15 protein-coding genes are annotated in these 14,776 nt (G+C 44.4%); 3 read left to right on the top strand and 12 right to left on the bottom strand.

What is annotated here, in order from left to right:
* The 5 genes from JOE45_RS03320 to JOE45_RS03300 form a co-directional block, all read right to left on the bottom strand.
* On the bottom strand, positions 1-444 hold the full coding sequence (locus JOE45_RS03320; protein WP_210021539.1) for a tripartite tricarboxylate transporter TctB family protein: 444 nt from the start codon (positions 442-444) through the stop codon (positions 1-3).
* Between the two features lie 100 nt (positions 445-544).
* Entirely contained in the window at positions 545-1,546 is a 1,002-nt protein-coding gene (locus JOE45_RS03315; protein ID WP_210021540.1) for a Bug family tripartite tricarboxylate transporter substrate binding protein, read from the bottom strand.
* 19 nt (positions 1,547-1,565) lie between these two features.
* A complete protein-coding gene (nfsA, locus tag JOE45_RS03310; protein WP_210023442.1) occupies positions 1,566-2,327 on the bottom strand; it encodes an oxygen-insensitive NADPH nitroreductase in 762 nt (253 codons plus the stop codon).
* A 17-nt stretch (positions 2,328-2,344) separates the two neighbouring features.
* Positions 2,345-2,842, bottom strand: a complete 498-nt coding sequence (gene rraA / locus JOE45_RS03305) for a ribonuclease E activity regulator RraA (RefSeq protein WP_245246554.1) — start codon at positions 2,840-2,842, stop codon at positions 2,345-2,347.
* Positions 2,843-2,866: 24 nt separating this feature from the next.
* Positions 2,867-3,865: a 2-hydroxyacid dehydrogenase gene (locus JOE45_RS03300; protein ID WP_245247174.1), complete on the bottom strand. Its 999-nt coding sequence runs from the start codon at positions 3,863-3,865 to the stop codon at positions 2,867-2,869.
* Positions 3,866-4,052: 187 nt separating this feature from the next.
* Between JOE45_RS03300 and JOE45_RS03295 the strand changes: the two genes are divergently transcribed.
* Positions 4,053-4,925: a LysR family transcriptional regulator gene (locus JOE45_RS03295; RefSeq protein ID WP_210021542.1), complete on the top strand. Its 873-nt coding sequence runs from the start codon at positions 4,053-4,055 to the stop codon at positions 4,923-4,925.
* 461 nt (positions 4,926-5,386) lie between these two features.
* Positions 5,387-6,331 (top strand): SDR family oxidoreductase, encoded by a 945-nt coding sequence (locus JOE45_RS03290; protein ID WP_210021543.1) that lies wholly within the window; start codon positions 5,387-5,389, stop codon positions 6,329-6,331.
* Between the two features lie 86 nt (positions 6,332-6,417).
* Here JOE45_RS03290 and JOE45_RS03285 read toward each other — a convergent pair whose 3' ends face one another.
* The 3 genes from JOE45_RS03285 to JOE45_RS03275 all read right to left on the bottom strand — a co-directional run bounded on the left by JOE45_RS03285 (position 6,418) and on the right by JOE45_RS03275 (position 9,846).
* Complete coding sequence (locus JOE45_RS03285; protein WP_210021544.1) at positions 6,418-7,707, bottom strand: nickel pincer cofactor-dependent isomerase, group 22; 1,290 nt, start codon at positions 7,705-7,707, stop codon at positions 6,418-6,420.
* Between the two features lie 25 nt (positions 7,708-7,732).
* Positions 7,733-8,614: an NAD(P)-dependent oxidoreductase gene (locus tag JOE45_RS03280; protein ID WP_210021545.1), complete on the bottom strand. Its 882-nt coding sequence runs from the start codon at positions 8,612-8,614 to the stop codon at positions 7,733-7,735.
* A gap of 62 nt (positions 8,615-8,676) precedes the next feature.
* Positions 8,677-9,846, bottom strand: a complete 1,170-nt coding sequence (locus JOE45_RS03275; protein WP_210021546.1) for an MFS transporter — start codon at positions 9,844-9,846, stop codon at positions 8,677-8,679.
* 159 nt (positions 9,847-10,005) lie between these two features.
* On the opposite strand from JOE45_RS03275, the gene JOE45_RS03270 reads away from it, so the two are divergent.
* Positions 10,006-10,881 (top strand): LysR family transcriptional regulator, encoded by an 876-nt coding sequence (locus tag JOE45_RS03270; RefSeq protein ID WP_210021547.1) that lies wholly within the window; start codon positions 10,006-10,008, stop codon positions 10,879-10,881.
* A gap of 76 nt (positions 10,882-10,957) precedes the next feature.
* On the opposite strand, the gene JOE45_RS03265 is transcribed toward JOE45_RS03270, so the two are convergent.
* The 4 genes from JOE45_RS03265 to JOE45_RS03250 all read right to left on the bottom strand — a co-directional run bounded on the left by JOE45_RS03265 (position 10,958) and on the right by JOE45_RS03250 (position 14,668).
* Entirely contained in the window at positions 10,958-11,578 is a 621-nt protein-coding gene (locus JOE45_RS03265; RefSeq protein ID WP_210021548.1) for an RraA family protein, read from the bottom strand.
* 31 nt (positions 11,579-11,609) lie between these two features.
* Positions 11,610-13,106: a tripartite tricarboxylate transporter permease gene (locus JOE45_RS03260; RefSeq protein WP_210021549.1), complete on the bottom strand. Its 1,497-nt coding sequence runs from the start codon at positions 13,104-13,106 to the stop codon at positions 11,610-11,612.
* 13 nt (positions 13,107-13,119) lie between these two features.
* Positions 13,120-13,569 (bottom strand): tripartite tricarboxylate transporter TctB family protein, encoded by a 450-nt coding sequence (locus JOE45_RS03255; protein ID WP_210021550.1) that lies wholly within the window; start codon positions 13,567-13,569, stop codon positions 13,120-13,122.
* Positions 13,570-13,645: 76 nt separating this feature from the next.
* Positions 13,646-14,668, bottom strand: a complete 1,023-nt coding sequence (locus JOE45_RS03250; RefSeq protein ID WP_210021551.1) for a tripartite tricarboxylate transporter substrate binding protein — start codon at positions 14,666-14,668, stop codon at positions 13,646-13,648.
* Positions 14,669-14,776 lie beyond the last annotated feature (108 nt).

Raw genomic sequence — 14,776 nt, 5'->3', positions numbered from 1 at the left:
TTAACGGATTGTAAAATTCAGTAGGCGTTCAAACAACACATACAAAAAGATGGCCATCCCTAACGCAATAACGATATATTTGAACGCTTTTTTTAAACTATGTTTGTCTTGGTTATAGAAATAAAACAAAATGGCCATGTAAACAAAGGCAAATACATAAAATAACCCGAACATGTGCCATAGACCGATAAACACAATACTCAATAGGACTGTGAAAATAATGTAGCGGGGATTAGCAAATTCAACTTTCACATCCTTTTTTTTCGTTGTAGTAATAAAACTGATGATACAAAAGATAATCAGAATAATACTGAGCAGTCTCGGAAAATATTCAGGTCCGATCGTTTGGCCCGATGCTGGCAAATAAAACGATGAACTGAAAAACAATACTCCTATCATGGCAAAAAAGATTAGGGACACGTAACTGGCTATTTTATAGCTCATTCCTTCGCCTCCGCTTCAGGCTTTTTAATCTCAACTTTCGCAACACAATAACCAGGATTCGCCAATTGAACTGCGAAAGTTGAGAGATATCGATATCAGATTACTCTAAGTTTTTAAACACTTCTTCCGCATCAGTGACATACTTGTTGAAATACTCGGTAAAATCAGCGGTATTCTTGTAAAAATCAATCTGCTGATCCGTCTCCATAAACTTCCGCCACTCCGGATCTTGAATCACTTGTTCAAAGGCCTTACTTAATTTATCCAGCCGATTTTGCGGAATTCCAGGCTTTCCAAAAAAAGCTCTCCACAAATTTTCATCGACGATATTCGTTAAGCCTAATTCTTTAAATGTCGGAACATCCGGACGGTTCGGAGCGCGTTCAGAACCGGTAACCGCGAGTATCCGAACCTCACCGCTGTCTACATGCTGATTGACTACCGAGCTGGACGATACCAATGCGTCCACATTGCCGCCCAATAAGGCGAGCAAAGTCTTGCTGCCACCATCGTAAGGAATGTAGTTCGCCTCAATACCGGCTTCTTTTAAGATTTTATATAAGAAAACATGATTGGTACCCTTGGTCTGGGAGCCGGAAACCTTCAGCTTCCCGGGATTGGCTTTGGCGTGTTGGACAAAGTCGTCAAAGGTTTTAAGAGGGCTATCCTTCAATACGGCTAACACTTGATAATCGGCATTGATGCTTGCGATGGGGGCTATATCCTTTGTTTTGAATGGAACTTGGCCTGAAGCCATCGTGTAAGCAAAGGTTGAAGAGTGATAAGTGATCGTGTACCCGTCTGCGGGCTGGGACATCATGTAAGAAACACCTACAGCACCGCTTCCGCCTTCTTTATTAACGGGAACAAAAGGCTGACCAACGTATTTTTCGGCAATCTTGGCAAATGTCCTGGAGAAGGTATCTCCCGCTACACCAGGCGAGAACGGGATAACCAAGTTGATCGGTTTGTTCGGATAGTCATCTGCTGGTGGAGTTGAAGGCGAATCTGCTGTACGGCTTTGTGACCCACAGGCGGCTAATGTGAAGGCGAGAGAGAAAACGATGATGGAAGCCATGATGGGTTTCATTTTTCCTTTCAAAGCAATTACCTCCCTTTTTTTATTTAAGCGGAAAGCCTTGTTCCAATAAGAACGATTTCATGTTCATTCTTCTTGGACGTTTTCTTTTGTGGGTCATGGTTTCCGACCATGTCTCGGATCGGGTTCCATGGGTTCTATTCAAATAATACGCTTTCATGGTTTCATCATATTGATGAATATGCTTGTTTACCTCTTCAAAGTCCCTATACTTATTTTCAAAATACACCGCTTCCAATGGAAGCCGCGGTTTGGGGTCCGGAATTACCTCGGGATAGCCAATACACATTCCGAATACCGCATATACCCTTTTCGGCAATTCCAGCAGCTGAGCTACTTCATACGGATGGTTGCGCAGCCCTCCCGTATAGACAATCCCTAAGCCAATCGCCTCTGCGGCAATAGCTGTATTTTGTGCAACCAATGCCGCATCTATGGTAGCGACCATAAACATCTCTGTTGAATCCATCGATTCCGTCATATTTACACCTTGTTGTAATGCAAGTTTCTCCAATCGGTATAAATCCGCACAAAATACAAGAAAATGTGAGCAGGATTCCACTTGGGGCTGGCCGCCAGCATATTCCGCCAATTTCGCTTTTCTTTCCGGATCGGTTACTCCAATAATGGAATAAGCTTGCCCATGGCTCGAGGAAGGCGCCGCTTGAGCAGATTTAATAATTTGCACTAGATCACGATCGGATATTTTTCTGTTGTTAAATTTCCGTACCGATCTGTGGTTTTGCAGCAGCTTGAGGACATCTGGATTGACTTCCGCATTCATATTCAATTTATCACCCCTTACACGCTTAATTCTTTCTCTGAAATAACAACCCCATCTTGATCAGCGTAAACATAATGGCCGGGAACCCAATCGACATTGCCAAAATCAAGGATCACATCGCGAACCCCCCTTTGTTCTTTTTTCACAAATCTGCTGCTTAAAGGATGGCTTCCTAATGCCAAAACACCGATATCCAGATACGCCAACCCTTCGATATCGCGTACCAAGCCGTTAATAATGATTCCGGTGACTCCCCTGGATGCCGCGATTCCGGCTTTTCTGTCTCCCATCCAGGCGCAAGGCGCTAAATTATGGGCTCCATCTAGTACGAGGACGGTGCCCGGAGTCACTTGCTCAATCGCCTCCATGAAAATCTGATTGTCATTGGAGTAAATCTTCACCGTAGATATTTTACCTGTAAACGCTTTCTTAATTCCGTAAGATTGAAACGCTGTCGTGCAAATCACGACTTGGTCTGAAAATTGATCACATAAGTCCGAAGTTCTGATACTCATTGTATCGCCATTCCCCCCTAAAAATTATTCTTGTTTATTTACCGACATCGTCAGGGCTGCTAAATTAACCACATCTGATTCGTCATAAGGAGCGCCATTAACCATAAAATGATTGATATTACGGCAGGCCTTGTCGACGACGTTCTCCATCGCCTCCACCGTTCCTCCCCCGATATGGGGCGTTAACACAATGTTATTTAAAGTGGTCAGGGGATCATTCCGATCTACCGGTTCTTTCTCAAACACATCGAGGCCGGCCCCCAGGATTCTTCTGCTGCTCAAATATTGGAACAGCGCTTTCTCATCCACGATACCGCCTCTGCAGGTGTTAATGAGGATAGTTGTCGGTTTCATTAGCTTAAGCTTCTCTTCGTTAATCAAATGGTAGGTGTGCTCATTTAACGGTACATGCAAGGAAATGACATCCGATTCGGCAAGCAGCGGGTCTAGTTCCATAAAACTAACGTTCACATTCCTTTCTTGCTCGGCCGTTAGTCGGTAAACATCATAGTATCGGACATCGCATTGAAATCCCTGCAATATGTTCGCTACTTCTTTTCCGATGGCGCCAAATCCGACCAATCCGATTTTTTTGCGAGTCAGTTCGTGGGAGCGGTCCCGCAGCTCTGTCTTTAACCAGTTCCCCTTGTATACAATTTCATTATGAGCTGTAATGAGCTGCTTGTAGACCGACATCATCAAGAGTACGGCATGCTCCGCAACCGATCGAGCATTCAGCCCTTTCGTATTGCTTACGGGAATCCCCTTCCTCGATGCCGTTTCCATATCAATATTGTTCACCCCTGCCCCCAATTTTTGAATGAATCGGCAGGCGCTCGCTTTCTCAAGCCATACTTTAGAGATTCCTTTTGTAAACGTAATCAACACATCTGCTGAAGAAATATGGACTTCCCTATCGCTTTCCTGTTCGCAAAATACAATTTCCACATTGGGATTCAGCTTACTTTGGATTAAGAGTTTCATCTTATCCGACAGCTTATCAAGTGAAACCACTTTGGTCATCGCGCTCAAAGGATATACCCTCTTTCATATCCATAATGTGGTATTTTTACTAGATAAATGGTTGTTGTTCTTCTTTGATTTGATTATAGTATATAAAGAATAATCAATAAAATATAAAAATTCTCTCTTGTCTGAATATTTTATTTATAATTAAAACGAACCCTCTTCTTAAAAGGAGCTGTTGATCATGGACGACAAAGACTGGAGCGTTTTGCAGGCGGTATATCAAGAAAAAAATATTACCAGAGCTGCGCAGAAGCTGCACATATCTCAGCCGGCCTTGACCTATCGGCTTAATCAGTTAGGGGAACATTTTGACATTCAAATTTTTGTCCGGGGAAAAAGAGAACTCAAATTTACGAAAGAAGGAGAGCACCTCGTTGATTATGCCAATAAAATGGTAATAGAACTACGTAAATTAAAGGATCAGCTGCAGGATTTGAAGCAGCAGGTTAGCGGAGAATTAAGGCTCGCCGTTTCCAGCAATTTTGCGCAATATAAACTCCCCTCCATACTGAAAAGCTTCCACGATCATTATCCTAATGTTCAATTCAATGTTCACACGGGCTGGAGCGTACAAATATTGGAGCATTTGGCCAAAGAGGAAATACATGTTGGCATTATCCGGGGGGATTATGAATGGGATGAATCCAAAATATTGATGGGAGCAGATGAGCTTTGCTTAATATCAAAAAAGCATATTTCTCTGGAAAATCTGCCTAACTTACCGAGAATACGCCATCAAACGGATCCGGACGCAAAAAGGGCGATCGAACAATGGTGGCAGGGACATTTTTCTCAACCTCCTTATATCAGTATGGAGGTCGATAAATTGGAAACCTGCAAGGAAATGGTGCTCAATGGATTAGGATACGGCATCATCCCCCACTACCTTCTTTCGGACCAAGATAAGAGAGATGATTTGTTTATCCATCCTCTAATATTAGACGGGAAACCGATACTACGGAAACTTTGGGCCTTCTATCATGAGGACGATACGAAGCTATCCGTAGTTAAAGCATTCGTAGAATTCCTGAGACTTCATTATACTACAGAATAAGAGATTCAATGCTTTGTAATAAAGGCTTGTCCGATTGCACTTTAGAGATCAAGACGATCTTTCCAAAGTAAATCCAAAGGGGCTGTTCTAAGAAACATGGACAGCCCTATTTGCCGATTTAAGCTATCGGATAGTATTGAACATAACGCGGGTTGCAGTAGATTGGGGGTCTCGGTCCGATTTTTGGCTTTAGCCAGGGACAAGGATTATTATTGTATAGGATTTCCTCTTTTTCTTCCGTATTGTTTTGCAGCAATAAATAAACTTGAGGGTATATGATTTGGTTTTGCAACACGGCAGCCTCCTTCGCATAATGACTTGCTCTTTACCCTATTCAGACTCCCGTGACATTGAGCTAGTACGGTTGGAACCAGCTTCAAAGGCTATTGTGGAACAGGAACCGCATTAGCCCATCTGACATAAGGTACACTGACTATTGATTATATTGTAGGAGGTTTACCATGGACCATTATTGTCATATGCACCCAACACATCAAGAACAGAAAGCGTATCCCATGTACCCCAATTATGGTAAAATAACACGTTACAAAGATATCCCGATCAGTGTCCCGGAGCAGCGCCAGACCCGTCAACCCGGCTTGGAACGACTTATGGTGCCCCGGCCGATTATTGAAAACCCGAACTATAAAGGAAGCGAAAAATTAATAGGTAAGATCGCTCTCATAACAGGCGGCGACAGTGGTATTGGCGCAGCGGCTGCCATAGCTTTTGCTAAAGAAGGCGCAGACGTTGCCATAGCTTATTTAGATGAACATGAGGATGCACACCGGACCAAAGCGAGGATCGAACAGCTCGGACAACGCTGTATATTAATGCCAGGCGATCTGCGTGATAAAAGGCAGTGCGCAGCCATTGTGGAGCATACCATACACACTTTCGGACGACTTGATATTCTCTGCAACCACGTGGGTATCCAATTTCAGCAACTAAGCTTACTTGATATCACCGACGAGCAATTCGACGATACCTTTAAAGTAAATATATATTCTCACTTTTACACGACGAGAGCAGCGCTTCCTTATTTAAAACCAGGCAGCTCCATCATCAACACTTCCTCAGTGGTAACGTTTATAGGTGAGAAGCAAATGATTGATTACACCGCCACCAAAGGCGCTAATATCGGCTTCACACGCGCTCTCGCGAACAATCTTGCAGATAATGGCATCCGTGTCAACGCGGTGGCTCCGGGACGCATCTGGACTCCACTCATTCCGTCCAGTTTCTCAGCAGACCAAGTTGGCGTATTCGGAGCCTTTAATCCAATGGAACGGATGGCCCAGCCATTTGAGCTGGCGCCAACCTTCGTCTACCTTGCTTCTGACGATTCACGTTTCGTCACAGGCCAAACGCTTCACGTTAACGGCGGTGAGTGGACATCATCCTAGCATCCAGGAGGGCATAACAAAAACATCCCTCCTGTGTTCATTGAAAAGATAAGGGCTAACCCAATCTATGCACAAGAGGGATGAAATCATTTCACTGCGTTCCACAACCAATTTCCGCCGGAATCAAACGTGATCGCAGACGGATTACCGTCTAATGTAATATGCTCAAGGTTTTTCACTTCCTCATATATAGCCTTCGTAACCCAAATATGATCAATGTGTAGAGTATTTTTGATTGCCACCATACGCAATGAATTCACATCTTCCATGTGTAGAGCTTGAACAGCTCCAGCCACTAACTCCAAATCTGTAGGGAAAGTCATAGGAATTGCCGCTCGGATGACAAAACCGCTGGTCATACAATTTAAGTAAGTAGCTTTCTTGTCAATACCATTCACAAGATCTTCAGTTGTGAAATCAGCCAACCCGATTCCGGTAGCATTCCCATGCGAGGGTTCAGAAAGCCTTAATACACCGATATAGGTAAACTGCGGGGCTGAAGGTTCGGCCACTCCCTGGATTCGAAGCCGTCCGATAATATTCGTATCCATTCCCGTTCCGCTGTAGTTTTTCCCCATCTCTCCTACGATACATATGTCGGCCTGATTCATCGGAAGCCTGGGCATCAGCCTTTTTGCCTCTTCCAACAGCTTCTTTTCTCGTTCAAAGATGTTTTCTTTAGGGATTCCTTCAATGATCGCGGTCTGCTCATTCGCATTCTCGACAATACCGATTCCGCCCACGATCGGCGCCAGTTCCAGAAGACGCTCCCCAAAGAGCGGGATCGCTTCCCTCAATAAACCGGCTCCCAGACTATGAAACATCGTTGCTCCAGGCACTCTCCCCATCCCAACGGTGATCATCTTAAGCAAACCGCTTTCATAATCACCGTGAAAAGAGGTATGCGGTTTGATTCGGTTCACAACAAGAACGGCATCCGCTTCACAAGCATCTTTGGCGCAATAAATAGGAAGAGTACGACCATAGGCTTCCATTTCCCCCAGAACAACCACGTCACTTGAATAAGACACAGAACAATTCATTTGCTCAGGTGTAATCCCTAAGCTGTCTAGGATTTCCCGCTGTCCCTCAGGCTCTCCTCTCCCATGAGTGCCCATGGAAGATAAAAGGAAAGGCTCATAGCCTTTATCCTTAAAGACTTGTACTATGGACTGCATGATCGGTACATAGTTAGCAATTCCACGACTCCCTGCCGTTATCCCAATCCGGGAACCGCGTTTAAGCTTCTTGAATCTCTCACCCGTCATTACACTTTCAATCGCCTGTTGGATGGATGAATAAAGCTCTTCAATGACCGGAGCATCAGCATGAATACGTAACGGATACAATAGGATGTCTTGTACTGCGTTTGCCAACAATATCTCCTCTTTTCTAGGTTGATTAATGAGCAAAATCGATATGTGCCCACTTTTCCCAAAGCTTGGCGATCGACGCGTAATCCAGATGACCCAACCCCTCTTGCACGGCAATGTCGTAGACTGTATGTGTGGATTGAATCGCAAACAACGGTACACCCATTTCCTGTGCAAGGCTGAGCGCAAGTGTCGAGTCTTTTCTGGCGTTGCTTGTCGACATTCCGCCTTCATATTGTGCGCTTAATATCCGTTCACCTAGTCGATGAGTAAGAGGGCGCTGCAGTGCGGTCTCCCCGCTGAGCAGCTTGTACGCAGCCTCCCTTGAAATCCCCGTGCGTACCGCTAATGCCGCTGCTTCCACAATTAATACCATGACCGAATGCGCAACCGCATTATTAATAATTTTAGCAGCCATTCCCGCTCCCAATGCTCCAAGTGCTTCGACGTCATTGGACAGTTCAGCCAAGATGCTCTTTACATTATCCATATCGTCTGGATCGCCGCCTAACAAAACACCAATGGTTCCATTGACAGCGTGGGACACTCCGCCAAGCAGGGCGGCGTCAACCACTTTGACTTGATGCGGTAAACACACTTCGGAGAGTCTCTTTACATCGCTTGGAGCAACCGTGCTTGTTTCCACGATGATGGCCCCCGCTCGAAGCATTGGTGAAATGGTTTGCACCACCCGTAAACTGATTTCCGGCTTGGGTAACGAGAGAATAATCACATCAACGCTTTCTGCGAGCTCTTCCATGGATTTGTTGCACATGACTCCATGTCTGCTCACGGACTCCATTTTGTTAGGGTCGAGATCATAGCCTATCACCTGAAGGTTCTTACCCATGCGTTTCGCAATTTCCGCTCCCATGTTTCCTAAGCCAATTACACCAACAACTTGACCCATCGTGATCTCCTCCATCTGTTTATAGAATCATCCTCTCGTACTCAGCGCCACTTCTATTTCAATCATTTCATAACCGCCTTCTGTTCAGCATTCTCTGATTCTTTCATACGGGTATAATAGGCTCCTATCAATACAAGAGCCCCGCTTAGCCAAAAAATGGAGGCCAAACCTGCTATCCCCCCGATCGTTCCGAATAAGAAGGGAGCGAAAAATTGGGAACCGCGATTAACCGTCATACGCAGACCCAGCACTTCTCCTTGCCTATGAATCGGACTATGATTCAGCGCATAAACCATACTGAGCGGCTGCCCTAATCCAAGCCCCATTCCTAATAGAAATGCCAGCATGGTAAGAAGCGCCGGTTGGGTAAATTGAGGGATTAGCAAAAAAGCAATCGCGCTCATGGACAATGTCGCAGTAAGCACACGTCCACGTCCAAATCTCTCTACCAAATAAAATTGGACCAACCTTACACTCATCGATGCTCCAGCCATAATGGATAGTATGATGCCAATGCTACCTGCTTTCATGCCTATCCCGCTCGCATACACTGGAAAATAAGCTACGAATAAATCTTTTGAATACATAACCAGCCCGCTGATCACAACAGCCTTTCGAAGATTCCCGTTCTCAAGCAAACGCACGGTAGAAAGCAAATTCCTCTGGTTTCCACCGGATGTAGTCTTCGTTTCAGGGCTCCAATGATTCTTATTGATCATAATGGCTACCAATAGTCCAAGGAAAACAACAACAAAGCTAATCGTGTACGTGGCTTGAAATCCAAAATTCTCGTAAGTCTTCCCGCTGATCAAAGGGCCTAAAAGCTCTCCTATAGATGCCATCACACTAAAATGGGCCATGAGCTTATCCCGGCTCCCCGAGAGGTTTCCTATGGTCTTTTGAAGAGATAAGAGAGCACAAAGCATGGAAAACCCTAATACGAGCTGAGAAATAAATAATGTGATCAATCCGGGATAACTGGCCGGAAGAGCAATACCTATTGCCATTACGGCTCCACCCAGTATCGTAATTTTTCGCGCACCAAAATCGTCCACCCATTTGCCAACGGTGATGGACACCAACATAGGAATGAAAGCATACGTGGAAACAAGAAGACCGATGATCACCGCTGAGGCACCTTGATCATGCGCATACAAAGAAACAATCGGCCTTGTTCCTACAAGCGCAATGCAATTCAGCAAATGAATGACTAAGAAAGAAAATAAGACCACGAATTCTTCCTCCGATATGATTCATCATACAAATACAATGAAGTACTCACTTCATTGTATTTGTATGATGAGAATACTATAATCAAAAATATATAATAAATAAAATAGAATCTTTATTCAGCATAGCCCTATTTTTTTTATATCTAAGGTGGAATGTTCATGGATGAAAAAGACTGTTACATATTAAAAATACTGCACGAAGAGAAAAATTTAACCAAAGCGTCTGAACGCGTCTTTTTAACTCAACCTGCTTTAACTTATCGTATTCAACAAATTGAAAAAACATATAATACTCAACTCATCATACGACGTAAAAATGGGATTGAATTTACGACCCAAGGGGAGCATTTAGTTGAATACGCCAATCGTATCCTTATCCAACATCGAAAACTGTTAGAGCAGCTCGAAGATGCCGAGAATGAGATCAGGGGAAAGATCATTCTAGGCGTATCCAATAATTTTGCCAGATATAAATTACCAGGGTTCTTAAAATCGTTCCATGACCTCTATCCTCATGTTGAGTTTCAGGTGCTTACGGGCTGGAGTACAGATTTAGTCAAAATGGCTTCGGAAGAAGAAATTCATGTCGGTTTTGTTCGAGGCAATCATGATTGGAATGATCAAAAAGAACTGTTGGCTGAAGAAAGCATCTGTATTGTTTCTAAACACAAAATTCATGTAAGCGATTTAATTGATCTGCCTCAAATTTCATATAATACAGATAAATACCTAAAAAGTCAAATCGATACATGGTGGAATCAAACCTTCTCCAAGCCTCCATATATCATGATGGAGGTCGACCGGGTCGAAACCTGCAAAGAAATGGTGCTGAATGGTTTGGGTTATAGTGTATTCCCTAGCATTTGTTTGACTGAAACGGATGAATTATTCAGGATAAATCTCACGGATGCTAACGGGGAAATCGAGACGCGGAAAACGTGGATGATCTATCACTCCACTTCATTAAGTCTATTAACCGTGCGCACCTTTGTAGAATTTGTTAAAGCCTATTTTAAAACCAGCAGCACATCATGAACTCATCCCCGTAGTCCGTTTTACCTTTCAGTTAGACGGTTACGGGGATATGATTTTATGGTTTTAATTGATCATTCTACTTTTTTGAAAGCACCTCATCCAGATATTTCTTTATCGCATCCGGATTACCTGAAATTCGCTCGGCTCGTGCCTCATCCTTCGCCATTTTCTCCAATGTTAAGTTCAGGATTTCTTGTTCAATTCTTTGCGGAATGACGACTACCCCATCCACGTCCCCAACGACCAAATCTCCCGGATGAACCGAAACTCCTCCACAAGAAATAGGAACATTGGTTTCACCCGCATCGGTTTTAGCACTCGCACTGACTGTCGTTGCTTTACAAAAAACGGGAAAATTCAAAGCCTTGATCCCAAGAACGTCCCGTATTGCTCCATCCACTACGATCCCGGCGATCCCCAAAGTTTGAGCCATGCCAAGCATAAAATCACCGGCGATCCCCCGGTAACAATCTCCTTTGGCATCAATGACAAGAATATCACCAGGGCTTGCGTCCCTTATTGCTCTTAATACGGATGTATTCTCTCCCATTGGCATTTTGACGGTAAATGCCCTGCCAACCATTTTATATTCATCTTTTAAAGGTTTAATGGCAGGGTCCAGATGATTAAGACCTTGCATGGCATCCGAAATGCAGGTTGTAGGAAGCTGTTTACATTGGTCGATCACATTTCCCATCGTTTATCCTCCTAAACTTAAAAGGTATATATTACATTTCAACATCTGATGCAATGATTTTTCTTCTGTTCTTGAGTCCTGCGTAGATACTGAATGCAATGATACCTATCGTGATCACTAAGATGGTTCCTGAAATAGGTCGGGTAAATAAGGCAAAGAAATTCCCTTTATATATGGTCAAAGACTGCAGCAGGGCGTTTTCCATTAATTGACCAAGCACGAAAGTCAATACAATCGGCGCTAACGGAATGTCCATCTTTTTGAATACATAACCTACAACCCCAAAAATAATCATGACGATAACATCAAATACACTATTATTTACGCTGTACGCCCCTACGATGGCAACCGCAATAATGATGGGGAAAAGCAGCTTTAATGGGACTAACGTAATTTTGGCCCACATACCGGCCAAGGGCAAATTCATCATTAAGAGTATAAAATTCCCGATAAACATACTGGCAATAATAGCCCAAACAATGTCAGGATTATTCTGGAACAGCTGCGGCCCCGGTGTAAGACCGTGCATGATGAAAGCTCCTAATAAGACGGCGATGACGGGAGAACTCGGAATCCCTAGAGTAAATAATGGGATTAGAGCCCCACCGCAATAAGAATTATTCGCGGTCTCCGGACCGGCAACTCCTTCAATAGCCCCTTTGCCAAAACGGGACGGGTCCTTGGCAAGCTTTTTTTCCATGGAGTAGGACATGATCGCTGGAATGACAGAATTCGTTCCCGGCAGTAATCCGATAACGAATCCAATACCGGTTCCTCTAAAAATGGCGGCAAGGGTAGGCTTCCATTCCTCCCGCCTGGGGAGCACTCCCTTAACCTTCGGAGGTTTTTCTGCTTTAATATTATTTTCCACGCTGCTCAATATCTCGGATATTCCGAACAACCCCATGGCTAGCGGTACAAAATCCAAGCCGCTCATCAACGCATCGGAATCAAAAGTAAACCGGGCCGCGCCTGTCTGCGGGTCGAGCCCAATCAGTGCCAAAATTAATCCGATCGCCGCTGCGATCAGCCCACGAGTAAGCGACTTACCCATGAGACCGACAACCATGGTCATCCCTAGCAGCATCAATGCAAAAAATTCCGGAGGCCCGAAATTCAGGGCTAACCTGGCGATAGGCGGACCTATAAGCGCCAGTCCAATGATAGATAAGGTGCCGCCAATAAAGGATCCGATCCCGGCTACCCCTAATGCGGTCCCTGCTCTACCCTGCTTAGCCAAAGGATGCCCATCAAGACAAGTAATAACGGAAGCAGCCTCCCCGGGTGTATTAATCAAAACGGATGTAATCGTACCACCGTACATCGCTCCATAATAAATCCCGGAGAGCATAATGATCGCAGATATCGGTTCCATTCCAAAGGTAAGTGGGAGCAGAACGGCCGTCCCTGTTGTCGGACCAAGACCCGGTAATACCCCTACAAGCATCCCGATGGTTACGCCAATTAAACAATACAATAAATTCCAGCCGCTGAATGCGACTGCAAAGCCAGATAGCAAGTACTCCATGAAGCAGCCCCCTTTACACTCCGAACGAATTCACAGGCAGTGGTACGCTTAATAAAACATAGAATGCGTAGAATAAGGCGAACGAGATAATAATGGAAATGCCTAAGCCCCAGTACCACTTGTATTCACGGTAAAATAAAATAAACAGCATGATCACGCATGCCATCGTAAACCCCACAAAAGGCAAGAGAATCAGAAAAATAATCAGCGAAGTAAAAATCGCTAAAACTTTTCTCAGCCCTTTTCCTTTCGGAAGAAGTTCAGTTAGGTTGATGGGTTCCTTGCGGATCGAATCAATGATATAAAGAATGGCCAGAAATATTAATAATCCGCTCAACCAAACAGGAAATAATCCCGGACCCGGACCATAATCACCATAATAATCGTAGGATAATGAATTCCATAAAAATATTCCGCCAAAAATCAATAGAATCAGACCAAGCCAGACTCCTGCGTTTTTCATCTTTCACCCCCCTTTCAAACCTGCCGATTAGAAGTATAGCTGGCCGGTACTTTACTCCCGGCCAGCTTCGAATTCGTCACCAACCCATCATATCTCTTAAACTATTTACAAGATCCTCATCCGCTTTTAACATATTCATATAATCTTGTCCGTCTTTATAATCCATCTGAAGACCGGCATCGGCCTGCTTCTTGATTTGTTCTTCATTCTTCATTCCTTTTTCAATAGCCGCACGCAGGATCTCCAGCTTTTCAGAATCTACGCCCTTGGGAGCAGCTATTCCTGCAGCCGACATAAAGATAACCCCTTCATGTCCGTTTTCCTTCAGTGTTAGCACGTCAGGCAGGAATGGGGAACGCTCTTCTGTCGTTACGGCAACAATTTTGATTTCCCCGCTTTGGTGAAGGGTATAGACATCACCGACGTTGGCTAACAAGACATCCACATGACCTCCCATAACCTGAACCGGCGCTTCTGCAGATCCTTTGTTCTGAACGACTCTAAACTTGGTTCCGAACGTCTTATTCATATTCAAAGCTGCATAATGCTCATCGCTTCCCACACCGCTGGCCGTTGCCGTAAGTTCATTGTTTTTGGCGTATTCAATCAACGATTTGATGTCAGTAAAGCGAGTCTCGTCTTTACGAATACCTATAATACCTGGATTCACAATATGGTTTGCAATGAATGAGAAGCTGTCCAGATTTTCCTTTCGGTTTTGCTTCGGATCCATGTAGCCTGTCATGATATTGGGGGTGTTAACATACCCAAGAGTGTAGCCATCGGGATTGGCTTTGGCGAGCTCCGTCCAGCCGATCCAACCGCTGCCTCCCGGTTTATTAATCACATTAATCGGGACACCAAGCTCCTTTTCGACGTAAGGCATCAGGATTCGGGCCGTCACGTCCGTACTGCCGCCGGGCGCATAAGAAATGATCATATTGATGGGCTTAGTCGGCCACTTTTCACCCTTTTTTGATTCTTGAGCAGGAGCGGAAGCGCCTCCTTGAGAGGAGGTTTCTTGAGCTCCACCGGTGCCGCAAGCTGTAAGCGCTAACGATAAAATCGCTGCCAAGGATACACTAAGCATTTTTTTCATGGGTATGACCTCCATTTTTTAAATGATATTAAACTCATGGGTATAAATTCGTTCGCCCTATCGAACATTAGGACAAACCCCATGTACAGCCACGGCATGAATGCTCTC

It is taken from the genome of Paenibacillus sp. PvR098, from assembly GCF_017833255.1.
Classification (GTDB): domain Bacteria; phylum Bacillota; class Bacilli; order Paenibacillales; family NBRC-103111; genus Paenibacillus_G.
This window is presented reverse-complemented; position numbering and strand designations above follow the sequence as displayed.

Excerpts from the sequence above, each read along its gene's own strand:
- JOE45_RS03290 (WP_210021543.1), top strand. The coding sequence starts at position 5,387 with ATGGACCATTATTGTCATATGCACCCAACACATCAAGAACAGAAAGCG.
- JOE45_RS03270 (WP_210021547.1), top strand. The coding sequence starts at position 10,006 with ATGGATGAAAAAGACTGTTACATATTAAAAATACTGCACGAAGAGAAA.
- JOE45_RS03295 (WP_210021542.1), top strand. The coding sequence starts at position 4,053 with ATGGACGACAAAGACTGGAGCGTTTTGCAGGCGGTATATCAAGAAAAA.
- rraA (WP_245246554.1), bottom strand. The coding sequence starts at position 2,842 with ATGAGTATCAGAACTTCGGACTTATGTGATCAATTTTCAGACCAAGTC.
- JOE45_RS03260 (WP_210021549.1), bottom strand. The coding sequence starts at position 13,106 with ATGGAGTACTTGCTATCTGGCTTTGCAGTCGCATTCAGCGGCTGGAAT.
- JOE45_RS03255 (WP_210021550.1), bottom strand. The coding sequence starts at position 13,569 with ATGAAAAACGCAGGAGTCTGGCTTGGTCTGATTCTATTGATTTTTGGC.
- JOE45_RS03265 (WP_210021548.1), bottom strand. The coding sequence starts at position 11,578 with ATGGGAAATGTGATCGACCAATGTAAACAGCTTCCTACAACCTGCATT.
- JOE45_RS03300 (WP_245247174.1), bottom strand. The coding sequence starts at position 3,865 with ATGACCAAAGTGGTTTCACTTGATAAGCTGTCGGATAAGATGAAACTC.
- nfsA (WP_210023442.1), bottom strand. The coding sequence starts at position 2,327 with ATGAATGCGGAAGTCAATCCAGATGTCCTCAAGCTGCTGCAAAACCAC.
- JOE45_RS03320 (WP_210021539.1), bottom strand. The coding sequence starts at position 444 with ATGAGCTATAAAATAGCCAGTTACGTGTCCCTAATCTTTTTTGCCATG.
- JOE45_RS03280 (WP_210021545.1), bottom strand. The coding sequence starts at position 8,614 with ATGGGTCAAGTTGTTGGTGTAATTGGCTTAGGAAACATGGGAGCGGAA.
- JOE45_RS03250 (WP_210021551.1), bottom strand. The coding sequence starts at position 14,668 with ATGAAAAAAATGCTTAGTGTATCCTTGGCAGCGATTTTATCGTTAGCG.